Consider the following 26,107-nt stretch of genomic DNA (forward strand, 5'->3'; position numbering starts at 1 on the left):
GCGATGAGCAGCGTCAAGCTTCGCCCCCAAAGTGACATCTCGGCTGGCGTCGGGCTGGTCGGCGTGGCCGGGCTGATCGCCTGGATCCTGATCTGCCGCAATTGGGCCGGGATAGCGCAAGCGTTCTCGATCCCCGGCCCGCGTGAGCCGATGTCCGGCCCCTATGCGGCCGTGATGACGTTGTTGTTTACATCGCTGCCGATGATTGGCTGGTCGCTGCTGGTCGACAAGGTTCATCGTCGCGCTTCCACCGGTATCGACTGGACGCTGAAGCGCTCCACGCGCGAAACATCTGACATCTCGATCACCAAGCTTGCGGGCTTCTGGGCGACATGGGCCGGCATCGGCTTCTTCTATTGCGTCGGGCGCTGGTACTGGGACGGGCAGTACCTGTTCGCGATGGAGGTGATCGGCACTTTCTGTGTGCCCTTGTTCGTGCTCTCCATCCCGTACGTCATCTGGCTCGACCGCTACCTTGTAGAGCCGCGCGATGCGGTCTGGCATTTCGGCGCGATGCTGATCGGACGCGAGGATTGGTCGAGCGAACAGGTCGCGGCGCATTGGCGGGCCTGGGCGATCAAGGGGTTCTTCGGCGCATTCATGATCTCGATCCTGCCGCCGGGCTTCGCGCTGGTCGTCACCGCAGATTATGCCGCGTTGATTCATGATCCGGTCAGGCTGGGGCAGACGCTTTTCGAAACGCTGTTCGTCGTCGACGTGCAGATCGGCACGGTCGGTTACCTGCTGACGTTCCGCCCGCTCGATGCGCATATCCGGAGCGGCAATCCCCTGCTCGCAGGCTGGATCGCCGCCTTGCTGTGTTATCCGCCGTTCGTTTGGGGCACGATGGGCCGCGACGATGTCATGGGTTACCAGGCCGCGACCGCCGACTGGGCCCACTGGCTGCAAGGCAGCACGCCGCTGTTATGGGCGTGGGCCGGTTGGCTGGTGTTCCTGACCGCAGTCTATGCATGGGCGACGTTCGCGTTCGGCATTCGCTTTTCGAATTTGACCTATCGCGGCGTGCTGACCAACGGGCCGTATCGCTTCACCCGGCATCCCGCCTACCTTGCCAAGAACCTGTTCTGGTGGTGTTCGGTCATGCCGTTTCTGGTGACGAACGGATCATGGACCGACGCCGTCCGCAACACGGTCGTGCTCTCGCTGATCAGCGGCATCTATTACTGGCGCGCCCGGACCGAGGAAGCACATCTGCTGGCCCAGGATGCCAAATACCGCGCCTACCACGCCTGGATGGCCCGGAACGCGCCGATCACGCGGAACCTCTCGGCCATCGGACGGCTGCTGCACCCACGCAGGTCTAGGGCGCACCCTGCAAAAGGATCGATATCGCCTGCTGAGTGAGCGGAGCTTGAAATGGTCTTGTACGACTTGCTCCTTGCGCCTCGCTGCCCAGAGCCGATATCTGGAACGATGTCGATGATCGTGCTTCCTTGCCGGCCGCCGCGGCCGTTCGGCTTTATGGCGCACGCATGAACCGCTTCTTCACAGCGCGGCGGGACGAACCGGAATACGCCTTTGCCCCGCATGAGCGGCCGACGATGCCCGGCTCGCCGGCGAACCCGGCTCACCCCGGCGCCCGGCGTCTGGGCTACTTCGTGATCGGTATCCTGGTCGGCATAACCGGCGGGCTTGGCAACGCGCTGGTGAGCGTAAACCTCAACTTCGCCCAGGGTACGCTAGGCCTGGATACGAACCAGAGCGCGATGCTGACGGCCGTGTATCTGATGACCAACACCACCGCGAACCTGTTGCTGGTCAAATACCGCCAGCAATTCGGACTGCAGCGCTTCATCCGCTACATGCTGCCGATCTATGCCGCGGCGACGGTGCTGCATCTGCTGGTCCACGGGTTGTGGTCTTCGCTGGCGGTGCGGGCGGCCAGCGGCTTCGCGGGATCGGCGCTGTCGACGCTGACGCTGCTGTATATCATGCAGAGCATGTCGGCCCAGAAGCGGCTGGTCGGGGTGATGCTGGGTATCTCGATCCCGCAGCTGGCGACGCCGCTGGCTCGCGCGATCTCCCCCAGCCTGTTGATCAGCGGCGATTGGCACATGCTGTATTGGTGCGAACTGGGTCTGACGCTCGCGACCCTGGCGGCGGTGATGTCGCTGCCGTTGCCGCCCAGCGAGCGCGTGCAGGCGTTCGAGAAGCGCGACTTCCTGACCGTGGCGTTGCTCGCGCCGGGCTTATGGCTGCTGATCGCGGTCCTGACCGAAGGCCGTATCGAGTGGTGGACGGAGCGGGCCTGGATGGGCTGGGCGTTGGCCGCCAGCGCGGCGCTGATCGCCACCGCGCTGGTGCTCGAGCATAATCGCGAGAACCCGTTGATCAACACGCGCTGGCTGGGGACGCGCGAGATGGGCCGGCTGATCCTGGTGGCGATCGCGGTGCGCGTACTGCTGTCCGAGCAGGCGTTCGGATCGGTCGGGCTGTTCAACGCGCTGGGCCTGATCAACGACCAGATGGTGGTGCTCAACCTCGTGATCGTCGGGGCCTCGATCGCGGGCATGATCGCCGCGATCACCCTCTTCGATCCCGCCGACCCAAGCCGGGCGATTTCGGTGGCGGTACTGCTTATCGCGCTCGGTGCCTTCATGGATGCCAACACCACCAACCTGACACGACCGGACAGCTTCCTGGTCAGCCAGGCCCTGATCGGGTTCGCTTCGTTACTGTTCCTGTCGCACGCAATGGTGATCGGCATCTCTCGAACCTTGCTGGCGGGGCCCAAGCACTTCGTCAGTTTCGTGGTCTTGTTCGGGCTCAGTCAGAGCCTGGGGGGGCTCGCAGGCAATGCCTTGCTCGGCACGTTCCAGATCGTGCGGGAAAAGTTCCATTCGCACGAACTGGTACAATCGCTGGTGTTGACCGACCCCTTGGTCTCCGCGCGACTGCGGGGCACCGGCGCGAGCGTCGCCAACGTGATCGGCGATCCGGTTTTGACCAACGCGGAAGGTGCGGCGCTGCTGGCGCGCACCGTCGCGCGTGAGGCAAACATCCTGGCTTACAACGACGTCTTCCTGCTGATCGGCGTGCTGGCCATGCTCACGTTCATCTGGCAATTGTCGATCAGGGCTTCCATCCGGCGCCGGGGCGAGGCATCGCCCGTGCTTGCGCTGCAGCAGCGCGCGGCCGCCACAGCCGTACCGGCGGAGACCTGATGGACGATAAGATCGATACGACGCCGGCTGCGATACCGACCGGTTCGGCACAGCCGTCCGCCACACCGATGGAAGTCGGCGCGCCGGAAGTCGCGCATCGCGGTTGGCGGCCTCCCGCCAAGGGGCCGGCGACGGTGCTTGCCATCATCGCCATCGGCATCGCTGCGGTGCTGGCAATCCTCTATGCCTGGCAACTTCCTCCGTTTGCGGGCTGGTCGCAGGAAACCGACAACGCTTACGTGCGCGGCAAAGTGACCGTTATCAGCCCACAGGTCGCCGGTTACATCACGAGCGTGCCGGTTCAGGATTTCCAGGTGGTGCGGCGCGGACAATTGCTCGCCACCATCGACGACCGAATCTATGCCGCCAGGGTCGCCCAGGCCAAGGCCAACGTGTCCGCGCAAGTCGCCGCGCTCGCCAATTCACAGCAATCCGAACGCTCGCGCGCGGCGGCGCTGACCGGCCAGGCAGCGGGTGTGGCCAGTGCAAAGGCGCAGGAAGTGCGCGCCCAGGCCGACATGCGAAGGGCACAGGCCCTGGTATCCGACGGGTCGATCTCGGCGCGCGAGTTCGACCAGACCCGCGCTGCGCTGCTCGCGGCGCAGGCGGCGGTGGGCCAGGCGCAGGCCCAGCAGAGCGTCGGCGTACAGGACGTTCGTTCGGTCGTGGTCGGACGCGGTGGGCTCGAGGCCGGGGTCGAGAATGCGCGTGCTGCCCTGCGGTTGGCTCAGATCGACTTCGACAATACGCGGATCCGTGCACCGGGGGACGGCCGGCTGTCCGAAATCGGCGTGCGCCAGGGCGCCTACGTCACCTCGGGCACCCAGCTCATGTTCCTGGTCCCCAACGATATGTGGGTGATTGCCAACTTCAAGGAGGCACAGACGCGAACCATGCGGGTTGGCCAAGCAGTGGGATTCCGCGTCGATGCCTTGGGTGGAACAAGGCTCACTGGACACATCCAGAGCATCGCGCCAGCGGCAGGATCCGAATTCGCGGTTCTCAGGTCCGATAACGCGACCGGCAATTTCGTGAAGGTCGCCCAGAGGATCGCGGTTCGCATTCGGATCGACCAGGGTCAGCCGGCCACGCAGCGTTTGCGGCCGGGCATGTCCGTCGAGGTGAAGGTGGTAACGGGCGAATGAAGCGTCCTGCCGCTTCGCTGATACCGTTCGTGCTGATCGCCGGCTGCGCGGGCCCCCGCATCGATGTCGCGCCGGTAGAGACGGTCGCGCCGCCGACGGGATGGCGAACGCCAGTCATCGCGCAGGCGCCGCTCGATGAGCAATGGTGGCGCGGCTTCGGTGATCCGCAGCTCGCCGCCATGGTCGAACGTTCGCTCGCGCGCAATCCGGACATCGCCGTTGCGGTTGGGCGCATCCGCGAGGTCCGCGCTCAGGAGTTGAATGCCCGCGCCGCCTTGCTGCCATCGCTGCAGGCCGCGGGTGGCGTCAGTCAGTCGCGCTCGGTCAACGCGTTCGGTCAGCCGGCCGAGGCGACCGGGGCGCAACCGCAAGTCCAGGCCGCATGGGAGATCGACCTGTTCGGCCGGCTCGGGGACGAGCGCGCCGCCGCACGGGCGCAGACGACCGCAAGCTTAGCTGCGCGTGATGCGTTGCGGCTTTCCGTCGCTTCGACGGCAGCGGCCGGTTACATCACGGTACTGGCACTCGATGCCCGGCTGCGGGTCGCGCGTGAGACCTTGACCGCGCGTACGGATTCGCTTCGGCTGATCCGGCGGCGGGTGGAAGAGGGCTACTCGCCCAAGCTGGAGCTGGAGCAAGCCGAAGCCGACTACCAGGCCGCCGCCCGCCTGGTGCCGGCAGCGCAAGAGGCGATCACGCGCCAGGAGAACGCCCTAAGCGTACTTTCCGGAGACTTGCCGGGTCCGATCGCTCGAGGGGCGTCGCTGCAGACACTGCTGACCGCACCGATCCCGGCAAGCCTGCCTTCCCAATTGCTGGCACGCCGTCCGGATGTGGCTCAGGCGGAGGAAACGCTGGTAGCCGCCGACCGCTCGCTAGCCGCTGCCCGCAAGCGGTTCCTGCCTCAGCTCAACCTCAGCGCCGCCGGTGGCGCCGCGTTTTCCTCGCTCCTGCCCGATCCGATCTCGATATGGTCGATCGGCGGCAGCGTGCTCGCGCCGCTTTTCCAGGGCGGACGTTTGCGCGCCGGTGCCGAGGCGGCTGCCGGCAGGCGGGACCAAGCGGCCGAAAGCTATCGCCGCACGGCGCTCACCGCTTTTCGCGAAGTGGACGATGCGCTGGCGACCGTGGTCAGTGCCGACGCGCAATTGCGTATCGGGATCGCGCAATGCGCGGCTCTGGCCGAAAGCTACCGATTGGCCCGTAACCGCTACCGTGAAGGCTATTCGCCCTATCTCGAGGAACTCGACGCCCAGCGCGGGCTGCTGTCGGCCGAACTTGCTCTCGTCCAGACCCGATCCGACGCCCTGACCGCGCGCGTGACGCTCTATCGCGCGTTGGGCGGCGGCTGGACCGGGGCGGAACTAGCGCGCTAAAAGCCCATTTCTCCCAGCGCGCCGCCATCGACCTTGATGTCGCAGCCGCTCACGTAGGATGCCGCGGGCGAGCACAGGAACTCCGCCACCGAGGCGATTTCGTCGCCCAGGCCCATGCGTTGCAGCGGAACCTTGGTCATCATCGCCCGCATCTGCTCGCTGGCTTGCGCCTCGGCCTGGCTCATTTCGGTGTCGATAAAGCCTGGCGCGATCGAGACGATCCGCGCGCCACGTTGACCAAAGCGGACGGATTCCTTGGCGACAAGCTTCATGATTCCCAGCTTCGACACCGGGTAGGCCGATTGGGGAGACTGCAGATAGGGCGCCACGGCCTCGCGTCCGCCGCCATGGACCATGGATTTGACCGCTACGTGCATGTCGCCGGCGGGGATCATGTAGCCGGAGCTCGAAGAGATCATGACCGCGCAGCCACCCTTCGCCATGCGCGGTGCGATCGCGTCCAACAGGCGCTCGGTGGCGAAGTAGTTCACTTCCAGGATGCGATCGGGATCGGCCATCGTCGGCGACAGGCCGGCTGTGTGAACGACCGCCGATATCTCGTTCTCACCCACCACCGCGAGCAACTGGGCTGGGAAATCCGGCGCGGAAATATCACCCGCCAGCGTCGAAACTTCGGCACCCTCTGCGACGAGCAGCGCGGCGATGGCGGCAAGTCGCTCCCCCGACATATCGCACAGGATCAAAGGCTGGCCGCGCCGTGCGAAGCGGATCGCCGCAGGGCGGCCCATGCCGCCGGCGGCACCGGTGATGATGATTGCGCCTTGCGGCGGAGTCGCTTGTGTCATGTCGCTCTCCCTTGCGAGCCGCGACGCTGCCGTGCCCGAGGTGAGAGCGCAAGGAGGATGATGACGCAGGGGCGATATGGTTGCGTATCGCCGCCCGCCTCAGCGGATCGTGATCAGAAGACCGGATCGTATCCCGGCGGCAGATCGGTCACGACGTCGCTCGGACCCGCGACGTGGATGCCGCACTCGACTTTGTCCCAGCCCTTCCAGCGGCCCGATCGCGGGTCTTCGCCCGGCGCGACCTTGCTGGTGCAGGGCGAGCAACCGATCGACGGATAGCCTTGCGAGACCAGCGGGTGTGCTGGCAAATCGTGTTCGGCGACGTAAGCCGCGATATCTTCCGCCGTCCAATCGATCAGCGGGTTGATCTTGAGCCTGCCCTGCTTGTCGGTGGTGTCGATTTCAAAACGCGGCAAGGCGCTGCGGGTCGAGGCCTGGAACGCCTTGCGACCCGTGATCGTCGCATCGTACTGAGCCAGCGCCTCAGCCAACGGCTTGACCTTGCGGATCTCGCAGCAGCCATCGGGATCGAACGACCAACGCAGGCCGTTCTCGTCACGCTTGGCAATCTCGGTCGCATCCGGGGTCAGGCTGCGCACGCCGGTCAGGCCAAGTCGGGCGATCAATTCGTCACGATAGGCCAGCGTTTCCGAAAAATGCTTGCCGGTCTCGAGGAACAGCACCGGGATGTTGGGATCGATCCGGCTGACGAGATGGAGCAGCACCGCGCTCTCGGCGCCAAAGCTGGAGACGATCGCGACATCGCCTGCCATCTGCTCGCGCAACAGCGTCTCGAGCATCTCGACCGTCTCGGTTCCGCGAAACATGCGGTTGAGACGAACCGCGTCGGCTTCCTGGAAGCGGGCGGTGGTGTCGATGCGATCGCGAGTGCGCTCAGCGCCGGCGATCCATGACTGTTCTGCGGTTGCGTTGAACATGACGGTGATCCCTTGTGCCATGCTCAAATGGGATCGGGCCGGTGGAGAGTCGACGAAGAAAAAGGAACAGGGAGCGTAGCCCGGTTTTCTTCCATCTGCAGGTAGAGATTTGCGTCGCCGCCGCGCCTCGTCATTCGCGCGACTGACGAAATCACGAGGCGGCCTGAATAATTGAAGGGGCCGTCAGCCGTGGCTGCTCACGCCGGGTGGCGCTTGGCCCAGATCGGATGGCGGCCATCGGTGGTGGCCTGATAGACCTCAGGCCATCGATCGAACGCAGCGGTCGCATCGTCGGGATCGAGCGGCTTTTCCGGCGCAAAGGCATCGAAACCACACCGGCGCATGTGGCTCAGCATGTCGACGGTGACTTCGCCGACAGCACGGATCTCGCCTTCGAACCCAGCCTCGCGCAGCACGCGGGCCGACGAATAGCCACGCCCATCGGTGAACACGGGAAAGTTCACTTCGATCAGGCGCAGGCGGTCGAGATGCGGCAGCAGTTCGCGCGCGTCGTCGCCAGGCTCGACGCGAACAGCGGTCGCGTTGGTCTGATCAGCGAAAGAGCCGACGGTGACGGCCGGATCGGACACCGGCTCGTCATCGCGAAAGCGGAACTGCACGTCAGACAATGCGGATCACCTTGGTACGAAGGGGTTTGGACGACTTAGCCATAGAGCGCCTCCTTGAACGGCGCCATGCCGATCCGGCGGTAGGTGTCGAGGAAACGCTCGCCCTGCTCGCGCTTTTCGAGGTAGACGTCGGTCGCCTTCTCCACCGCGTTGACGATGCCGTCCTCGTCGAAGCCGGGGCCGGTGATCTGGCCCAGCGAAGTGTCCGCGCCTTCCGATCCGCCGAGCAGGAGCTGGTAGTTTTCCTTGCCCTTACGATCGACGCCGAGGATGCCGATGTGGCCGGCGTGGTGGTGGCCGCAGGCGTTGATGCAGCCCGAGATCTTCAGCTTCATCTCGCCGATCTCTTCCTGCTTGGCGGCGAAGCGCTCGGAGATCTTCTGCGCGACGGGGATCGAGCGGGCATTGGCGAGGCTGCAGTAGTCGAGGCCAGGGCAGGCGATGATGTCGCCGATGGTGTCGAGGTTGGGCGTGCCCAGGTCCGCCGCGTCGAGCGCCTGCCACACGGTGTAGAGGTCGGCCTTGCGCACGTGCGGAAAGACGATGTTCTGCGCGTGGGTGACGCGCAGTTCGTCGAAGCTGTAGTCGCGTGCGAGGTCGGCCATCAGGCGGATCTGGTCGGCCGAAGCATCGCCAGGAATGCCGCCCACGGGCTTGAGGCTGACGGTGGCGATCACGTACCCGGCCTGCTTGTGGGCCTCGGTATTGCGCTCCACCCAGAGGCGGAAGTCGGGGTCGGACAGGTCCAGTTCGTCCGACGCGCTGGCGTCATAGGCGGGGTCGACGAAGTAGGTCTTGATCCGCTCCAGCTCGGCGATCGGCGGTTCAATGCCTTGCGCCATCAGGTGCGCGAACTCTTCCTCGACTTGGCGGGTGTATTCTTCCTTGCCCAGCTCGTGGACGAGGATCTTGATCCGCGCCTTGTACTTGTTGTCGCGTCGGCCGTAGCGGTTGTACACGCGCAGGCACGCCTCGGAGTAGGTGATCAGCTGGTCGAGCGGCACGAACTCGCGCACCATCGGCCCGATCATCGGGGTGCGGCCCATGCCGCCGCCGACGTAGAACTGTGCGCCGATCTCGCCGGCCTCATTGCGGACCATCTTGATGCCGATGTCGTGCAGGCGCATCGCCGCGCGATCGGTTTCGCTGGCGATCACGCAGATCTTGAACTTGCGCGGCAGGGCCAGGAACTCGGGATGGAAGCTCGACCACTGGCGGAGCAGCTCGGCATAGGGGCGCGGATCGATGATCTCGTCCGCGGCGGCCCCGGCGTATTGGTCGGAGCTGATGTTGCGGATGCAGTTGCCGCTGGTCTGGATCGCATGCATCTCGACCTTGGCGAGATCGGCCAGCAGATCCGGCGTCTCTTCCAGCTTGATCCAGTTGTACTGGATGTTCTGCCGGGTGGTGAAGTGGCCATAGCCGCGATCGTACTTGTCCGCGATGTCGCCCAGCAGGCGCATCTGCGCGCTGCTCAGCGTGCCGTATGGCACCGCGACGCGCAGCATGTAGGCGTGCAGCTGCAGGTAGAGGCCGTTCTGCAGGCGAAGCGGGCGGAACTGCTCCTCGCTCAGCTCGCCAGTCAGGCGGCGGCGGACCTGATCGCGGAATTCCTCGACGCGGGTGTCGACCATCTGCTGGTCGTAGTTGTCGTACTTGTACATGTCAGATCACCCAGTTCACGGCCGCAGGATCGGCGGGCTTGAGCGTCAGGTCGGGACGCACGGTGGGGCCGAGCGCACGGATGCGCTCCTTGATGTGGGCGGGGCGGACGCCTTCGGCATCTTTCGTGCCGTCGACGACATAGGCGGCGAACACGTTCTGCGCCGCTTCCTCGCGCGCGATCAGCGTGGCGCCGGCGTCGGCGACGTCGACCGCGTCGTTGACGTGGAGCGACCAGCCCTGGCCGTCCCACCAGATGACGGCGCCGCTCTTGAGGTCGTTGCCGGTCAGGATCTTCACTGTGCTGCCTCCAGCGCAACCGCGCGAATGGTCTCGTCTTGCGCCGCCGCCACGTCGCCGATCACGATCAGGGCGGGGCTGCGGACGCGCTGCTCCTGCACCAGGTCGGGCAATCCCGCAAGCGGGCCGCGCAACACGCGCATCTGTGATCGCGTGGCGTTCTCGATCACCGCAACGGGCGTTTGGGGCGCGAGGCCGTCCGCCATCAGCTTTTCGGCGATCTGCGGTGCGGTCGCGATCCCCATGAAGATCACCAGCGTGCGGTCCTTGCCGGCAAGACCCGCCCAGTCCTGCTCGGCCAGGCCCTTGCACTGGCCGGCGACGAAGGTGACGATCGAGGCGTGATCACGGTGGGTGAGGGGGATCTGCGAAGCGGCCGAGGCGCCCAATGCGGAACTGATGCCGGGCACGACCTGAACCGGCACACCGGCGGCGCGGCAGGCTTCGGCCTCCTCGCCGCCACGCCCGAAGATGAAGGGATCGCCGCCCTTGAGCCGGACGACATCATGGCCGGCCAGCGCCTCGCGCACGAGCAGGTCGTTGATCGCGTCCTGGTTCATGGTGTGGCGTGAGCGAGCCTTGGCGACGGAGATCAGGCGGGCGCCGGCCCGGGTCATCGCCAGGATCTCAGGAGCGACCAGGCCATCGTGGATGACGATGCCGGCGGACATGAGCAGACGGGCGGCGCGCAGTGTCAGCAGGTCGGGGTCGCCGGGGCCGGCGCCTACGAGGTGGACCGTGCCGATCCGGGAGTCGGAGGAGGAAGCTTGCATAGGATCGCGATGCCGGAAGGTGCGAGATCATGCCAGCGACAATGGCTTAAGCGGTCGGTAGGAGAGCTTTACGACGGCGCACTATTCGGTCGCCTGAGCGTAAGAGCTGGGGCCGACCAGGAGCCCCGGACCGATGAGGTAGGCACCGGAATTCCGCGCCAGGGGGAAGGCAGATTCGTGTGGCTCTTACTCGATCAATGCCAAGCTCGCCGCACCGTCAAAGGAAGTGGTCCCGGACCAAGGCCCGGGACCGCATCATCACTTTGGCGAAAGCACCATCAGCATCTGACGGCCTTCCATGCGCGGATAGGCTTCGACCTTCGCGGTTTCGGCGACGTCGGCCTGCACGCGGCGCAGCAGGTCCATACCCAGCTGCTGGTGCGACAGCTCGCGGCCACGAAAGCGCAGGGTGACCTTCACCTTGTCACCATCGTCGATGAAGCGCGCGACGTTGCGCATCTTCACGTCGTAGTCGTGATCGTCGATGTTCGGACGCATCTTGATCTCCTTGATCTCCTGCGTCTTCTGCGACTTACGCGCAAGGTTGGCCTTCTTCTGCGCCTCGTAGCGGAACTTGCCAACGTCGAGGAACTTGCAGACCGGCGGATCGGCGTTGGGCGAAACCTCGACCAGGTCCATGCCTACCGCGGCAGCCTGTTCGATGGCCTCGCGCGTGTACAACACGCCCAGGTTCTCACCATTTTCATCGATCACGCGGACTTTGTCTGACTGGATCAGGTTGTTGAAGCGCGGTCCGCTCTTGACCGGTGGCGCCATGCTGCGCCGGGGTGGGGGTGCTATATGCGTTCTCCAGAATCGTTATAGTGTCGTGACGAATGGTGCGGCCAATAATGCGAATCGGTGCCCCAAGCAAAGCGCGAATTGATATCGCGGTTACCGCGCATATCTTTCGCCACTCCTGCTCGATCGATATGGGAACTCAGGCGGCTGCGCGCCAGAGGGGGTACTGCAGCAATCGTCCGCGGGCCGGCAGGATCGCGTCGATCGCGGCTGCGGGCTGCATCGCTGAGAGGATCTCGCTGGAAGCCGCATCCATGCCGCCCGTCAGCGCGCCGAACGCTGGCAGGATGATCCTTCGCTCGCTCGCCACCGCACAGGCCCGACTGATCCGCCGCCCGCGCGTCGCGACCACCAGCTTGGGGTGGAAGTGACCGGACAACTCGGGCGCCGTCTCATTGGCACGGGCGCGATGGCGCAGGATGACGCCGTTCAGCATTGCCTCCTGCATCACTTCGCCGCCGGCGCTCTTCTCCAGGGAGGGGTCGTGATTGCCGACGATCCACACCCAATCGACCGCGCGGGTCAGCGCCGCCAGCATACCGGCGGCATGTGGATCGAGTCTGGCGACGCCGCCATCGTCGTGGAAGTTGTCGCCCAGCGCAAACACCCTGCGCGCGCTCGTCTCGCGGATCGCCAGCGCCAGGCGCTCAAGCGTCTCACGGCTGTCGTAAGGAGGCAGCATCTGTCCGCCGCGCGCGTAAAAGCTCGCCTTTTCCAGGTGCAGGTCGGCCACCAGCAACGTGTGTTCGCGCGGCCAGTACAGCGCCCGCCCGCCACCGACCAGACGCAACTCCTCGGTACAGAACGAAAAGGGAACCATGTACTGCCCTTGCCGCAGCCCGCCCGATTTGGCAAGCACCCCTGATGACCGACTGGACACCCCAAACCGAGCGCGCCCGCCAATGGTTCGAGCACTTGCGCGATGCGATCTGCGCCGAATTCGAAGCGATCGAGCAGGAGAACGGCAGTGACGCCACCTTTGCCTACACGCCGTGGAAGCGCGTGGCGCTGGAAGGCGAGGAGGCCGAGAGCGGCGGCGGCACACGCGGGGTGATGAAAGGGCGCGTGTTCGAGAAAGTCGGCGTCAACGTCTCGACCGTCTCGGGCGGCCTCGCAAAGGACTTCGCCGGCACGATCAACGGTGCCAGCGCCGAGCAGAACGCATTTTCCGCTACCGGCATCAGCCTGGTCGCGCACATGGCCAATCCCCATGTGCCGGCGGTGCACATGAACACGCGGTTCCTGGTGACGACCAAGGCCTGGTTCGGCGGCGGCGGCGACCTCAACCCGCCGATCCCCTACGACGACGACACCGCCGAGTTCCACGCCGCCTACAAGGCCGCGTGCGACGGCTTCGCGCCCGACGCGTACGACCGTTACAAGGCCTGGGCGGACGAGTATTTCTACATTCCCCATCGCGGCGTGCATCGCGGAGTCGGCGGTATCTTTTACGACCATCTCGAGTGTGCCGACGAGACCCAGTGGGAAGCCAACTTCGCGTTCACGCGCGCGGTCGGTCAGGCTTTCCTGGCGGTCTATCCGCGTATCGTGCGGCGACGATTGGGGATGGCATGGACGTCGGCGGACAAGGCCCGGCAACTGGAATGGCGCGGCCGCTATGCCGAATTCAACCTCGTCTACGATCGCGGAACCCTGTTCGGGCTCAAGACCGGTGGCAACATCGATGCGATCCTGATGAGCTTGCCGCCCGAGGCTACCTGGAGCTGACGCCCCGATCTTCCATCACACAATCCGCGTTCGATCGCGGCAATCGCGCTTTCCCCTTGCCGCCGGGGTGAGAATCCTCACATGAACGGCAGGATGCTACGCCAGTACGAACTCGTCGAACGCGTTTTGGAATATGCGCCCGAGGCCGATGAGGCCCTGCTGAACCGCGCCTACGTCTATACCGTCCAGAAACACGGCTCGCAAAAGCGTGCCAGCGGGGATCCTTACTTCAGCCACCCGATCGAGGTCGCGGGGCTGATGACCGAGCTCAAGCTCGACCAGTCGACCATCATCACCGCGTTGCTTCATGACACGGTCGAGGACACCCTCGTCACCATCGAGGACATCGAGCAGATGTTCGGCCCCGATGTCGCGCGGCTGGTCGATGGCGTCACCAAGCTGTCGAAGATCGAGGCGATGCCCGAGAACGAGCGCGCGGCCGAAAACCTGCGCAAGTTCCTGCTGGCGATGAGCGAGGACTTGCGCGTTTTGCTGGTCAAGCTTGCCGACCGGCTGCACAACATGCGCACGCTCCACTACATCAAGAAAGAGGACAAGCGCCGGCGCATCGCGCGCGAGACGATGGATATCTATGCGCCGCTCGCCGAGCGCGTCGGCATGTACGAGTACATGCGCGAGATGCAGCTGCTCGCGTTCGAACAGCTCGAGCCCGAGGGCTACGCCACGATCACCGGGCGGCTGACGCAGATCCGCAACCAGGACGGCGGTCAGGTCGACGCGATCGCCTTTGCCATCCGCCAAGCCCTTGCCGAGGCCGGGCTGGTCGTCGAAGTCGCCGGGCGCGAGAAGCACCCGTACTCGATCTGGCGCAAGATGAGCGAGCGCCACGTCACGTTCGAACAGATCACCGACATCATGGCGTTCCGCGTCCTCGTCGAAGAACCGGCGGATTGCTACCGCGCGTTGGGCGTGCTCCACCAGACCTGGCAGATGATCCCGGGCCGCTTCAAGGACTATGTCTCGACCCCCAAGTCGAACGGCTACAAGTCGCTCCACACCGCGCTGATCTATGAAAATTCCATGCGGATGGAGGTGCAGATCCGCACCCGCGACATGCATCGCACCAACGAGTTCGGCCTCGCCGCGCACTGGGCCTACAAGCAGGGCGGCGGTAGGCCCGGCAGCAACGTCAGGCCCGATGGACAGGTTGGCTGGCTGCGCGATCTGATCGAGATCGTCGACGCCAGTCATGATGCCGAGGAACTGCTCGAGCATACCAAGCTGGCGATCTACGCCGATCGCATCTTCGCTTTCACTCCCAAGGGCGCGCTGCACCAGCTGCCCAAGGGCTCGACCGCGGTCGACTTCGCCTACGCGGTGCACACCAAGCTGGGCAACGCCGCTGTGGGGGCGAAGATCAATGGGCGGCTGGTCCCGCTGCGCACGCGGCTGGTCAACGGCGACGTGGTCGAGATCATCAAGAGCAACAGCACCGAGCCCCAGCTGGCATGGCTGGGCTTCGTCGTCACCGGCAAGGCGCGCGCCGCGATCCGCCGTGCCGTACGCGCCAAGGAGCATCAGGAGATCGCCGCGATCGGGGCCAAGCTGTTCGACGAGATCGCCTCGCGCCTTCCCGGCCGGATCGGCAAGAAGGCCACGGTCGCCGCGATCAATCGTCTTGGCCTGCGCGACGAGGAGGAGATGATGTTCGCCGTCGGCTCGGCCCGCCTGACCGACAGGCAGGTGATGGAGGCGCTCGTCCCCGGTAGCACCGCGGCGTTGCCTGAGGATGCCGGCTGGCCGATGCAGGAGCAGGCGATATCGATCAAGGGATTGACGCCCGGGATGGGATTCCATCTCGCCGAATGCTGCCACCCGGTACCGGGGGACCGCATTGTCGGTCTGCGGCGACCCGATCACAAGGTCGAAGTGCACACGATCGATTGCCTGACGCTGGCCAGCGGCCTCGATGCCGACTGGCTCGACGTGTCTTGGGGCGAGACGACGACCGGCGCCATCGGTCGGTTGCGGCTGGTGCTGTACAACCGCCCGGGCACACTGGCCGAAGTCACCGATATTTTCGCACGCAATCGTGCCAACGTCGTCAACTTGCAGATGGTGCAGCGCGACGAGCCTTTCGGCACCTACGAGGTGGACCTGGAGGCCACGGACCTGGCGCATCTTACGCGTATCGTCGGCTCCCTGCGTGCTAGCGAGGCGGTCGCTGAAGCGCAGCGGGTTTAAGGCGAGCGTCTATTTGGCGCCGCGCTTCTTCTTGTTGACAACTGGTTTGGCCATCCGGCGGATCGGTACCGGCACGTTGCACACGTCGACGCCACCTGCGGGCTGGATGTAGAAATCGTCCTTGCGATTAGCGCGTGCGTGGACATAGCGGGCGAAGCTGGCACTGTCGGTCGCGAGGTACTCGTAGCGAGGCAAGTCGGGAACTTCGTTGCCCGGCCTGATCGAGACGATACCGGTGCGTTCCTCGGGCGTGGCATAGAACCCCAGGTCCGCGGTTCCGCGCGGCAGCGACGACAGGTTCTCGATGCCCTCGATGATTCGCCCGACGACGGCGATATTACGGTCGAGCTGGCGCGGTGCCTGCCCGATGACCGCATAGAGTTCGGCGCCGCTGCCGGTATCCGGTGCCACGTTGCGGCCCACGCCGACCGCGCCGTAGCAATGCACCGGCCAACTGCGCGCGCCCTCGACGGCGACAGGCCATCCTCCCACGAAACCGGCGCTTTGCGCATAGGAGTCGCGAATTTCCTTGGTGGTCAGATACGCCAGCGAGGCGGGTGGGCAGATATCTGCGAACTGTCCGCAATCGCCGGGCTTGCCCGCCACGTAGTCGGCCTGGGGCATCTTCTGCAGGACCGAGGGCAACGGCCGTGCCTGCGCCGCATTTTCGGCCTGCGGATCGCCCCATTGCACCACGTAGTTGTCCTGGGCCCTCACGATCGCCAGTCCATCCCACCAGTGCTCGGCCGCCAGCACTCTTATATTGGCTACCCATCCTTGCGAATACGGGGGGGCGATCAGCTGGATCACGACCCGCCGTAACGGCGGTGGTGCGACCGGCGCGACCATCGGAGCGGTGACCGTCGCAGCCACGGGCGAAGCGTCATCCGAACCGGAGCCGGGGCTCGCCAAGGTGGTGCTTTGCGAAGCGGTGGCATCCGCCGCAACTGCGACCGGCGCGGTGGGCAACGCAGCGGGCGGCGCAAGATCCATCACCAGCAAATTGTCCGGCGCGATCGCAACCCACTGCGCTGCCGGCGCGTCGGCCACGATCTGTGCCGGCGTGACCGGCGCTGCTGGCGCTGTTTGCGGGGCGCCTGCGGGCGCCGCTGGCGCGGCGTCCGCATAAGCTTGCCCGAACATTGCGAGGCATGACGCGGCGGGGATCAAGGCGAAACGAGGATGAAACGACATCGTTGATTGATGCCACGACCGCACCGCTTGCGTAACCCCCCGCGCCACGCTAGGGCCCGCCCCTCCAGTGCATGCGGAGCGGTGGCCGAGTGGTCGAAGGCGCTCGCCTGGAAAGTGAGTATACGCCAAAAGCGTATCGAGGGTTCGAATCCCTCCCGCTCCGCCATTTTCTCGCGTTAAAAGCTTGATTGTTAAGCCAGGTGGCTCTGTCAAATAGGTGCAATGGCAGGTAAGCTTAACCGGGGAAGGGCAGGTGAATGCTTTGTCCTTGCAGGCCGTTCAGTCTATCGCGGTACTTCAGTTTTTCACCGAAGGGTGATCCGGCTGGTGGTGCTGATGTATGTGCGCTTTCCGCTTAGCTTGAAAAACGTGAAAGACATGCTCTTCGGGCGCGGATTCGACATTTGGAACGAGAAGGTGAGGCTGTGGAAGATCAGGTTAGGGCCCATATTTGTAGAAAAGGTCCCGCGGAAGCGGGGCGGCAGGTTCAGGCAGATTAAGCCCGCCAGAGGTTCGCTTTCTGTCCAGGCCCACTTCCAAAACCGTTTGAGCCTGAAACGTTATCTAGTCGATCGAAGGCTTACAAGGAACGCCGCTCAGCTGCGCTGGACGGACAGCACGCTCGGTTTGCATCGGTATATTTGCCGCTTACATCAACGACCGACCGGAGTAACTGGACTTGGTTGATATGAGCGATGATGCACGGGTGCCCAATGATAACGCGCGCTGGATACTGCATTGCGGGATCAAGGGGCTTTGCCCGCGCTGCGGCAAAGGGCGCATGTTCCGGAAGTTTTTGAAGCTGCAGGATCGATGCCCGGTCTGCGATTTGAACTACAATTTTGCGGCACCTGACGATGGGCCAGCGTTTTTCTCGCTCTGCATCGTCGCCTTCCCGCTCACGTTCTTCGTAGTTTGGCTGCAGATCAGATTCGAGCCGCCCTTTTGGGTTCATCTTGTCACGTCGATACCCTTGCTTGGTCTAGGCTGCGTTCTTCCGCTACAGTATATCAAGGGGTGGTTGGTGGCTTCGGCATACGTGAACAATGCGCAGGAGGCTGGAACCGAAAAGCTCTGGGCCAAACTGAATTCGCGCGACGAATTGCGGGAAAAAGACGACGATAATCGACCGTAGTGTCGTGCATTGTCCCATCGGAGCAACCATCGAAGTGTCGATTTTCGATGAGCTGGTTATCGAGAATACGCAGTATGTTGGCAACAATCGCAACGACTTGGCTGAGGGTACGCGGCTCGGTCAAACAAATGCACCCACTGGCAAGCAGAGAAGGGTCGCGAGGGGGAATAGGGCAGCCTGCGATGCTGCCTTGGAGCCTTTTTTTGGTGGTGAACGACGCGGGAGCAGCCTCGCCTTCAGCTTACAAAAGCTGCCACCAACGCTTTTTGGCCCACAGGGTGACGCCCCGCTCCGCGGCCGCGCGTTGAAGGTCACGGGCAAGGGAGCGGATCTGCCGATCATTGAGAGCGAGTGAAACCTCAAAACGATGGCTGTCAGTTTCGACCGAGTGCGGCGCGAGCGCCTGCACAGTGATCACCATTCCGCTTTCACTTGGAGAACGCTTCCATCCAAGAAGGGCCCCCACGAGGCCTTGCCGCTGCATTCGTCATACTCCGATATTTTCATTTACCGCTAAACGCGTCGCAGTTCGGTATGTTGTGAGCATATCCTACGTTCAAACCACCATACCTAGCAAAGCGTTCACCCATCGAACACGGCCGGCGTCAACGCTGCGGTAGAACAACCTGCTGCCAAGCTGGTCGGCGAGTACTTCGCCAAGGGACAAGCAGGCGACAACCAATGTCAGCCGCCGCGGCGGGGGCGCCTGAGGCGTCTCCAGGCGATCAAGATGCCGCTGACGGACGTGACCAATCCCACGATCGAGAGCGACCACAAAAGGATGTCCCACGACGGGCGGTTCAGCGTGAGGCCGTTCAGATCCCATTTGTGCAGAAGGTCGAAGCACCACCGGTAAAGCCGTCGTCTCGCGTCGAGGTCACCCAGCAGCATGCCGCTGTCAGGATCGATGTGGACCCATGTGGCGGCAGCATCGTCGAACCGGACGCGCAGGATCGGTAATTTCGGCGGCGAGCCGACCTCGTACCAATAGGCGTCGGGTGTGGTCAGGCGTTGCACGGAGATGACCGAAGCGTCGGGGACGAGCTTTCGCACCGCTGCTTGCAGATCGTTCCAGCTTCTTTGCGGCGCCTTGAGGGTCCGGGCATCCAGAATGACGGGTGCATCGGCTCGATCGATCGTTAACAACTCGCGACCCGCAGACCAGTTTATCGTCATGCGTCTGGCGTCCGGGGCCAACGTGGCAAGTTTCCAGGGCGCAAGCGGCAGGGGCGGCGACGCATGCGCGTACACCGCGAGCGATCTCGTTGCGATGCCCCTGCTTGCGAAGAGATGGAATGGGTCCACCGAAAGCCAGCCGCTGAACATCCATGTCAGCAATGCGAAACCGCCTGTCAGCCCGGCGATATGATGCCAGCACATCCAGCCGCGATAGGGTATGATCCGGCCATCGCGGAAACGGCGCTTGCCGACCCGCACTCTCAGGATGCCGATCCACATTCCCGTGACGATCGCCGCGATGCATGGTCCCGCCACCCACATCACCACTTGCCGCCAGGCCTCGTTGTTCTGCCTAAGTACGGTGGGATAGATCCAGTGTGGGACCGAGCCCACCCAGTTCCAGAAACGTTCGCGGCGATCGGTCTTCTGCACCACGCCGCCGCTGGCAGACGATACGTAGAGTTCGGTGCCGACCGCATCGGCGAGCGACACCTTCCATAACGGCCTGTGCCGATCGAAGCCGCCAGCCACGGTCCACTGATCGCGGTCGAGTAGCTTTATCGTCCCGGCCGGGTTGCCGCCGAACCGTTCCGCTACGCGGCGGGCGAGCGACGCATCGACAGGGGCCAGCTTTTCGCCGGCCGTGGCAGGGACCGTGACCGCACTGCCAGTCCAGGGTTCGATGCGCCATACCGGCGAAGCGTCGCGCATCTCGAGGGCCATTGACCGCGGCAGGCCGGTGCCTGCCTGCTCCAGCGCGGCGAGCGGTTGAACGTTCACCCGCAGCCAATCGATGGCATCCTGACCTCTCGCCGTCTCCCGCGCCGTCAGCGACGGAAAAGGGACGTAGATCATCACCAGTCCAGACAGCAGCCAGGTGGCGAACAAGAGGCAGGACGCGATGCCGATCCAGCGGTGGACAAGATAGAGCCAGCGCTTGATCCTGTGACCCGGCGCTTGAGCCTTGCCCTTAGAAGCGGCCACGAAGCGCGACCTCTACCGAGCGGGGGCGGCCGAGGATCCACTGTTCATTGTTGTAGGCCGAGATCGCATATCGTTCGTCGAACAGATTGAGCCCACGCAGATCGATCGCGACGTTCTTAGTCACGGCATAGGAGATCCCGGCATCGATCACGGTATAGCCCGGGATGCGGAAAGCGTTTGCCGTGTCGGTATACCGCCGACCCACATAGCGCAGCCCGGTTTGCGCGCGCAGCCCGCGATCGCCCTGCCACGTCAGCCACAGATTGCCCGCACGCTCGGGAACATCGAAGGGTGTGTTCCCGGATAGATCGACGTTGCCGCTCAGGAAGCTCTTGTACTCGGCGTCGAGTATCGTCCCGTTGGCCTCTATCCCGAAGCCGCCGGCGAGGAGAAGCGAAAGCGAGGCTTCGATGCCCTGGGACGCCTGCTTGCCGATCTGCTCGATCGGACCGTTCGTCACCCTTTGCGCCGCCAGCCCCTTTTTCACGATCCGGTAGGCGGCAAACGTCGCCGATCCGCGACCATCGAGAAAACTGGCCTTGATGCCGGCCTCGATCTGATCGCCTTTGGCATTCGTGAACAGGAACTGTGCCGCGTTCGTGGTAAAAGTGGTCAGCGTGCCGATCGGATCGACGCCGGTCGCGTATTGGCCATAGATCGAGATCGTGGGGCTCGGCTGATAGACCGCGCCGATGCGCCAGGTGAAATCGGTGAACTTCTTCTGCGCGACGCCACCCGGAAACGCGTTGGCCGTGCCCGAGATCACGCCATCGGTATAGACGAAGTTGCGGCGCTTCACGCAATCCTCTTCATAGCGAAACCCGGCGATCAGCGAGAGCCGGCTGTTCAGCTTGAGCCGGTCCTCACCGAAGATCGCCCATTCGCGGGTGCGCGTGCGGTAACGGGGGAGGGTCTGGTCTCGACTTGCGAGAAAGCCGGGATCGAAGTCGAAGGGATCGACCTCGTCCGTGTAAGTCGAGAAGTCGAAGTTGTGCGCGTAATCATGCTTGATGTAATTGGCATCGAAGCCGAGCACCAGGTCATTCGCCATCGCGCCGCTCAGCGGTGTCTTGATCGCGACCGTGCCCTGGTTGCCGACTTGTTGGCTGTCATGGATGATCCCGACGTTGTCTGCGCGATAGACGTTCCCCGGCGTCCCGCTGCCCAGACCGTTCCGGCAATCGCCGTCAGCCTCGATGAAGCAATACAGGTCCAGCGAGTACCACGTCCGCTTCGTATCCATGCGATACGTCGCGTTCGAAAAGGTGATCGCGTCGTTCGCGGACCATTCGATCGTCAGCGTCTCGCGGTCGTCGAGGTAGCGGATCGTGGCGTCCGATACCTCGTAGTTGCGGTGGCGAAGGCGGTCGTCGATGCGGCCTGCGACCAGCGGCGTACCCCAATACCGCATCGGTTCCTTGCGCGCGTAGTCCGCGCGTAGCGAGATCGACAATTCGTCGGTAGGCGTGAAGGCAAGCGCCGCGCCAAGCGCGAAGGACTTGCTGCGACCGCGATCCACATAGCCGTCGGACCGGCGATAACTTGCATCGATCCGGTAGCCAAGGACATCGCCGAGCGGTCCACCGGCACCGGCGGCGAGTTGCGCTGTGTTCTGGGATCCGTAGCTTGCCTGAAGGTCTATCACCTGCCGATCGGACGGTTTTTTGCTGATGACATTGATCGCACCGCCGAGTGCGCCTTGCCCGTAGAGCACCGAGGCCGGGCCGGTCAGAACCTCGATACGATCCACGTTCCACGGATCGCTCGGGAACGTGACGGTGCCGTTCAGGGGGAACTGGCGGACCCCATCGACCAGTTGCAGGACCGATCCCTGGCCCGCAAATCCCCGGGCCGCCAGTGCCGTGCCGCCGTCGCCCTGGTTCGAGGCGTTGGTTATGCCCGGCGCGCGCGATACCGCCTCGGCGACGGTAAGATCGCCGCGCATCCGAATTGCGTCGCCATCCACCGTCGACACGCTGGCTGGCATATCGAGCGGTGTCAGCCCGAGCCGGCTGCCGGTCTGGGTGGGTAGATTGAGCCCCAGACCTGCCTGACCGACGACGAGAATGTCCTCGGCTTCCGTCTGCTCCGACCCTGCTCGATCCTCTGCCACGGCAACGCCGGGCATGCCCGAAAGCGAAGTGGCCAGAACGAGTGTCTTCCATCCAGCGTGATTACGATAATTCCTGCACATGACGATTTACCCCCGGCGCCGAGCGACATCCGACGGGGGCCTCCGCACGATCTGCGGACGACGGTGTGCCGAACGGACGCGCAGACGCCCGGCGCAAACGCCGTTGCGGTCCCCGCCGCATCTTCGTCGCTCAGACGGAGTTCACCGTGCCGCGGCCATCCCCTGGGCCATAGGCAAGAGCGACCAGACGCCGGCAGGTCTCCTGGCTCGCGGGTCATCGCTTGATGCACGGCCTTCCCAGGCCTCGCTCGATTTAGCGTCCGACCCAGTGGCTGGCGGCGTGGCTTTCTGCCCACGCCACACATGTACATCGCGCTCGCCGCTTACAGTTGCAGGGACAGCCTCGGCTTCGGATGCCCGACATCGCTGTCGATCACCTTCACCGCGTTCCCTTTTAATCCTCTTTCGAGGAACCGGCGCGATCAGTATCCCGGCCGTTCATGGAACGAGCAGGACGGCCGCCCGATAGCTAGCGTCCGTCGTATCCGCAAGCCCGCAGTGTGTTGCCGGCCGGCGAACTCGGGACGGCTGCCGAACGAAAACGTGGACAGCAAAACAGACAGGGGGACACCGTATGTTGAAGCGCCTATTGCCGGTGCTCCTCGGCTGCCGGGCCGGGCTTCATCTCGTTCACGTCTGCAAGGAGGCTGTTCGCGACGGCGGTCCGGGCAACTTCAACCAAGGATCACTCAATGAGCTTTTGCGATGCGATGTGGGATGAGGTCGCTTCGATCCGGCGTGCTATCCTGGCGCAGCCGTTCCTGTCCGAACTCGCCGCAGGAACGCTGCCCGTCTCCAGCTTTCAGCACTATATCGTGCAAGATAGCCTGTACCTTTCAGAATACGCCCGCGTCCTCGCGATCGCTGCGGCTCGCGCGCCGACCGCGGCGGGCAGGCTCGAGTTTTCGGATGGCGCCAAAGTTGCCGTGCAGGTCGAGGAAGTCCTCCACCAGTCGTTCTTCGCGCGCTTCGAAGTGACTCCCGCAGTTGCGGGCATGACCGAACCCAGCCCGGTTTGCCTGGGCTATACCAGCTACCTTGCCAGCCTGGCGGCAACCCGCAGCTATGAGGAGCTGATCGCCGGCATCCTCCCATGCTTCTGGGTGTATTGGGAAGTGGGATGCCACATCAAGCCGATCGCGGTGCAAGCGAACACATACGACGCATGGATCGACACGTACGCCGACCCCGCGTTCGGCGAGGCGACAGGCAGAGTGCGTGCGCTGGTGGATGCGGCGGCGAGCACCGCGTCGCCCGGCACCGTTGCGGCGATGGCCAAGGCGTTCCGAACAGCCACCCGCTACGAATGGATGTTCTGGGATTCAGCCTATCACCAGATCGGATGGCCGATCTGATCCCGGCGCGATCGCAACGGTGATCCTCGCGCCTTGCGTTCGCGGCTACGCCGGTCGGCATACCGGCAGGCGCCGCGCCCGGCCGAGCGAAAACGGTGCTGCCCGTTACGGCGTATCCAACTTTCGGGCCACGGATTGATTGCCTTGCGCGTCCGCGACGCTGGCGGCGGAGCGGCCCGAGCTGTCCACGAGCGCCTTGTCGGCGCCGGCTTCGATAAGCATGTCGATCTGCGCAGCGCGGCCGAACAGCGACGCCATCATGAGTGCCGTCTGCCCAGCTTTGTTGCGTGCGTTGACGTCGCACTTTTCTTTAAGCAGGCGCGCGGCAATCCGGTCGTCACCCTTGAATGCGACGCCCATCTGCGCGGTGTTGCCCTGGTTGAGGTCCGGCTTGCAGGCGTCCGCGCCAGCCTTGATCAACGCTTCGACGGCACCCCCCTGACCGTCGTAGGCGGCCAGGATCAGCGGTGTGAAGCCGCGCGAATCGTACCCGTTCACGTCGGCGCCATTGCGCACCAGCACGGGGATCAGGTCCGCCCGGCCCAGCTTGGCCGCTTCGAACAGCAACTCCTGCCGCCGCGCGGGCGAGGGCAGGGTTGCCGCCTGTTGAGAGCGAGCCTGTCCGGTCGGCGCCTTCTCCGTAGCCCCGGTGGCTGGAGCCGGGGCAGTGGCGAGGGCGGTCGCGATAAGCAGGGCAAACATCACTGCTTGCCCTCGTAGCGGGCGGGGAGGGCCGTCTTGTACTCGCTGATGGCCCGGGCAACTTCGTCCATCGGCACGTCGACGGCTTGTGCCAGTTGGCTACCCAGATCCTTGTCGGCCTGCGCGAAGTAGCTGACCATCACCACCTTGGTACGCATGGAAGTGACCACGCCCAGATCTCCGGCCAGGTTCTTCACGAGGTCGGCCTTGTCCGCCGCGCTCAAGGAGCGGTAGAATTGACCCGCCTGGTCGAATGGCTCGGTCTTGGAGATCGGCGCCGTCTGCGCGATCGCGTCGATCCTGGTCGGGGTCGGCGCGTAAGCCGGGTTCACCGTCTTGCCCTGCGTGACCGACGGAAAGTAGTTCACGTCGACCTTGCCGGTCTTCTCGGCGGCATCCAACTGCCCATCCTGGTTATTGTTGACGACCGCTACTCGCGGGCGGTTTACCGGAAGGTCCATCACGTTGGCGCCGATGCGATAGCGCTGCGTGTCGGAATACGAGAAGAGCCGACCCTGCAGCATGCGATCGGGCGAAGCCTCGATACCGGGCACCAGATTGGCGGGGGCGAAGGCCGATTGCTCGGTCCAGCGGAAGAAGTTGTCGGGCACCTGGTTCAGCGTCATCTCGCCGATCTTGCGGAACGGTACGTTCAACCACTCCTTGGTGTCATCGAACGCGTTGTATGGCAGCTTGCCGATCTGCTGGGGTGTCAGGGTCTGGATCATGAGATCCCAGGTTGGGTTCTCGCCCGCCGCGATCGCTCCATAGAGATCGTCTGTCAGGTAATTGAACGGAGCCTTGTTGGCGGTATCGCCATTCAGGTTCTTCACGCCCTGGCGGCTGATCCAGCGAAACTTGGCGAAGACGACCTTGCCGTCCTGGTTCACCAGCTTGAACGCGTGGACTCCGTTGCCGTCCATCGTGCGATATGAAGCCGGGGTGCCAAGGTTCGAGTACACGTGGACCAGCATGTTGGTCGCCTCGGGCGTGCCGGAGAAGAATTCGAACAGGCGGTTCGGATCCTGCTTGTTGGTCACCGGCGAAGGCTTGAGCGAGTGGATCATGTCCGGGAACTGGATCGCGTCACGGATGAAGAAGATCGGCAGGTTGTTGCCCACCAGATCCCAGTTACCCTGGTCCGTGTAGAACTTCACCGCAAAGCCGCGCGGATCGCGCAAGCCCTCGGGCGAGCCGGAGGGGTGGATCACTGTGGAGAACCGCACGAAGACCGGCGTCTCCTTGCCACTGGCGAACAGCGAAGCCGTCGTTACATCGGACAAGCCTGCGGTGGCGCGGAAAACACCGAGCGCACCGGTGCCGCGCGCGTGGACGACACGCTCGGGAATGCGCTCGCGATCGAAACGGGCGAGCTTTTCGAGCAGGGTGGTGTCTTCCAGCAGCACCGGACCATTATCGCCGGCGGCAAGCGAGTTGCGGTTCGAGCCGATGGGCGCGCCATTATCGCGGGTCATCTGCGGCGCACCGGCGGCGCGAGCACCGCCCTGTGCGTCGACCGTGTTTTCGACGCCCGCCTGCGCCGCGGCGGGCTTGTATGCGGCGATCGGTTCGGCGACGGTGGTCATGCGGTTCTCGACCTGCGTGGCTTCCGCCGTACCGCCAGTCTGCGCATAAGCCGTCAGCGGGATCACCGACATGGCAGTGGCGAGGGCAAGCTTATCGAACCGTGTCATGCGTCTTCTCCGTGTTCTTCTGATCATGGCGGAGCAGGCGTGGGCCAGCCAGCGACCTTGACCACTGTCAGTGATCGGAAAAGATCGTTCATCTTGGCGCAAGGTTGCAGGAACCTGGCACG

At 64.2% G+C, this 26,107-nt stretch carries 22 protein-coding genes, 1 tRNA gene and 1 riboswitch; of the genes, 9 read left to right on the forward strand and 14 right to left on the reverse strand.

The genetic code is table 11. The features are described 5' to 3' along the window. Positions 1–3: 3 nt before the first annotated feature. The 4 genes from ACXJ1Z_RS11015 to ACXJ1Z_RS11030 all read left to right on the forward strand — a co-directional run bounded on the left by ACXJ1Z_RS11015 (position 4) and on the right by ACXJ1Z_RS11030 (position 5,706). Positions 4–1,365 carry a methyltransferase family protein gene (locus ACXJ1Z_RS11015; RefSeq protein ID WP_463776663.1) on the forward strand — a complete coding sequence of 454 codons (1,362 nt, stop codon included), beginning with the start codon at positions 4–6 and terminating at the stop codon, positions 1,363–1,365. Positions 1,366–1,493: 128 nt separating this feature from the next. Beyond that, positions 1,494–3,185: an MFS transporter gene (locus tag ACXJ1Z_RS11020; RefSeq protein WP_463776664.1), complete on the forward strand. Its 1,692-nt coding sequence runs from the start codon at positions 1,494–1,496 to the stop codon at positions 3,183–3,185. Next, positions 3,185–4,330, forward strand: a complete 1,146-nt coding sequence (locus ACXJ1Z_RS11025; protein WP_463776666.1) for an HlyD family secretion protein — start codon at positions 3,185–3,187, stop codon at positions 4,328–4,330. Before ACXJ1Z_RS11020 ends, ACXJ1Z_RS11025 begins: the two co-directional genes overlap by 1 nt. Beyond that, complete coding sequence (locus ACXJ1Z_RS11030) at positions 4,327–5,706, forward strand: efflux transporter outer membrane subunit (RefSeq protein ID WP_463776667.1); 1,380 nt, start codon at positions 4,327–4,329, stop codon at positions 5,704–5,706. The genes ACXJ1Z_RS11025 and ACXJ1Z_RS11030 overlap by 4 nt, the downstream gene beginning before the upstream one ends. Here ACXJ1Z_RS11030 and ACXJ1Z_RS11035 read toward each other — a convergent pair. The 8 genes from ACXJ1Z_RS11035 to pdeM form a co-directional block, all read right to left on the reverse strand. After that, positions 5,703–6,512, reverse strand: coding sequence for an SDR family oxidoreductase (locus ACXJ1Z_RS11035; protein ID WP_463776668.1), 810 nt, complete (start codon positions 6,510–6,512; stop codon positions 5,703–5,705). The genes ACXJ1Z_RS11030 and ACXJ1Z_RS11035 overlap by 4 nt on opposite strands. Positions 6,513–6,625: 113 nt before the next feature. After that, a complete protein-coding gene (locus tag ACXJ1Z_RS11040; RefSeq protein ID WP_463776670.1) occupies positions 6,626–7,450 on the reverse strand; it encodes a phosphoadenylyl-sulfate reductase in 825 nt (274 codons plus the stop codon). 197 nt (positions 7,451–7,647) lie between these two features. Further along, entirely contained in the window at positions 7,648–8,079 is a 432-nt protein-coding gene (locus tag ACXJ1Z_RS11045; protein ID WP_463776671.1) for a DUF934 domain-containing protein, read from the reverse strand. 35 nt (positions 8,080–8,114) lie between these two features. Next, positions 8,115–9,743 carry a nitrite/sulfite reductase gene (locus tag ACXJ1Z_RS11050; protein ID WP_463776673.1) on the reverse strand — a complete coding sequence of 543 codons (1,629 nt, stop codon included), beginning with the start codon at positions 9,741–9,743 and terminating at the stop codon, positions 8,115–8,117. 1 nt (position 9,744) lies between these two features. Continuing rightward, positions 9,745–10,041, reverse strand: coding sequence for a DUF2849 domain-containing protein (locus ACXJ1Z_RS11055; protein WP_463776675.1), 297 nt, complete (start codon positions 10,039–10,041; stop codon positions 9,745–9,747). After that, positions 10,038–10,814 carry a uroporphyrinogen-III C-methyltransferase gene (cobA, locus tag ACXJ1Z_RS11060; protein ID WP_463776676.1) on the reverse strand — a complete coding sequence of 259 codons (777 nt, stop codon included), beginning with the start codon at positions 10,812–10,814 and terminating at the stop codon, positions 10,038–10,040. Before cobA ends, ACXJ1Z_RS11055 begins: the two co-directional genes overlap by 4 nt. 258 nt (positions 10,815–11,072) lie before the next feature. After that, positions 11,073–11,591: a translation initiation factor IF-3 gene (infC, locus tag ACXJ1Z_RS11065; RefSeq protein WP_463776677.1), complete on the reverse strand. Its 519-nt coding sequence runs from the start codon at positions 11,589–11,591 to the stop codon at positions 11,073–11,075. 163 nt (positions 11,592–11,754) lie between these two features. After that, complete coding sequence (gene pdeM, locus ACXJ1Z_RS11070) at positions 11,755–12,435, reverse strand: ligase-associated DNA damage response endonuclease PdeM (protein ID WP_463776679.1); 681 nt, start codon at positions 12,433–12,435, stop codon at positions 11,755–11,757. 44 nt (positions 12,436–12,479) lie between these two features. On the opposite strand from pdeM, the gene hemF reads away from it, so the two are divergent. Further along, positions 12,480–13,343, forward strand: a complete 864-nt coding sequence (gene hemF / locus ACXJ1Z_RS11075; RefSeq protein ID WP_463776680.1) for an oxygen-dependent coproporphyrinogen oxidase — start codon at positions 12,480–12,482, stop codon at positions 13,341–13,343. Positions 13,344–13,436: 93 nt separating this feature from the next. Further along, positions 13,437–15,548 carry a RelA/SpoT family protein gene (locus ACXJ1Z_RS11080; protein WP_463781230.1) on the forward strand — a complete coding sequence of 704 codons (2,112 nt, stop codon included), beginning with the start codon at positions 13,437–13,439 and terminating at the stop codon, positions 15,546–15,548. A gap of 9 nt (positions 15,549–15,557) precedes the next feature. On the opposite strand, the gene ACXJ1Z_RS11085 is transcribed toward ACXJ1Z_RS11080, so the two are convergent. Further along, the gene (locus ACXJ1Z_RS11085; RefSeq protein WP_463776682.1) at positions 15,558–16,742 is read right to left on the reverse strand and encodes a peptidylprolyl isomerase; all 1,185 of its coding nucleotides are present in this window, start codon (positions 16,740–16,742) and stop codon (positions 15,558–15,560) included. A 75-nt stretch (positions 16,743–16,817) separates the two neighbouring features. Between ACXJ1Z_RS11085 and ACXJ1Z_RS11090 the strand changes: the two genes are divergently transcribed. After that, positions 16,818–16,908 (forward strand) — tRNA-Ser (locus ACXJ1Z_RS11090). 522 nt (positions 16,909–17,430) lie between these two features. Next, the gene (locus tag ACXJ1Z_RS11095; RefSeq protein WP_463776684.1) at positions 17,431–17,877 is read left to right on the forward strand and encodes a DUF983 domain-containing protein; all 447 of its coding nucleotides are present in this window, start codon (positions 17,431–17,433) and stop codon (positions 17,875–17,877) included. A 241-nt stretch (positions 17,878–18,118) separates the two neighbouring features. Here the strand turns inward: ACXJ1Z_RS11095 and ACXJ1Z_RS11100 are convergent, their stop codons facing one another. From ACXJ1Z_RS11100 to ACXJ1Z_RS11110, 3 genes are all read right to left on the reverse strand, one after another. Beyond that, positions 18,119–18,298 (reverse strand): hypothetical protein, encoded by a 180-nt coding sequence (locus ACXJ1Z_RS11100; protein ID WP_463776685.1) that lies wholly within the window; start codon positions 18,296–18,298, stop codon positions 18,119–18,121. 263 nt (positions 18,299–18,561) lie between these two features. Then, entirely contained in the window at positions 18,562–20,040 is a 1,479-nt protein-coding gene (locus ACXJ1Z_RS11105; protein WP_463776686.1) for a PepSY domain-containing protein, read from the reverse strand. Further along, a complete protein-coding gene (locus ACXJ1Z_RS11110) occupies positions 20,027–22,168 on the reverse strand; it encodes a TonB-dependent receptor (protein ID WP_463776687.1) in 2,142 nt (713 codons plus the stop codon). The genes ACXJ1Z_RS11105 and ACXJ1Z_RS11110 overlap by 14 nt, the downstream gene beginning before the upstream one ends. 241 nt (positions 22,169–22,409) lie before the next feature. Then, positions 22,410–22,665: riboswitch (cobalamin riboswitch) on the reverse strand. A 261-nt stretch (positions 22,666–22,926) separates the two neighbouring features. Between ACXJ1Z_RS11110 and ACXJ1Z_RS11115 the strand changes: the two genes are divergently transcribed. After that, positions 22,927–23,589, forward strand: a complete 663-nt coding sequence (locus tag ACXJ1Z_RS11115; protein WP_463776688.1) for a TenA family protein — start codon at positions 22,927–22,929, stop codon at positions 23,587–23,589. Between the two features lie 105 nt (positions 23,590–23,694). On the opposite strand, the gene ACXJ1Z_RS11120 is transcribed toward ACXJ1Z_RS11115, so the two are convergent. Beyond that, positions 23,695–24,291: an ankyrin repeat domain-containing protein gene (locus ACXJ1Z_RS11120; RefSeq protein WP_463776690.1), complete on the reverse strand. Its 597-nt coding sequence runs from the start codon at positions 24,289–24,291 to the stop codon at positions 23,695–23,697. After that, on the reverse strand, positions 24,291–25,985 hold the full coding sequence (locus ACXJ1Z_RS11125) for a catalase (RefSeq protein WP_463776691.1): 1,695 nt from the start codon (positions 25,983–25,985) through the stop codon (positions 24,291–24,293). The genes ACXJ1Z_RS11120 and ACXJ1Z_RS11125 overlap by 1 nt, the downstream gene beginning before the upstream one ends. Positions 25,986–26,107 lie beyond the last annotated feature (122 nt).

The organism is Novosphingobium sp. TK46, assembly GCF_055361525.1.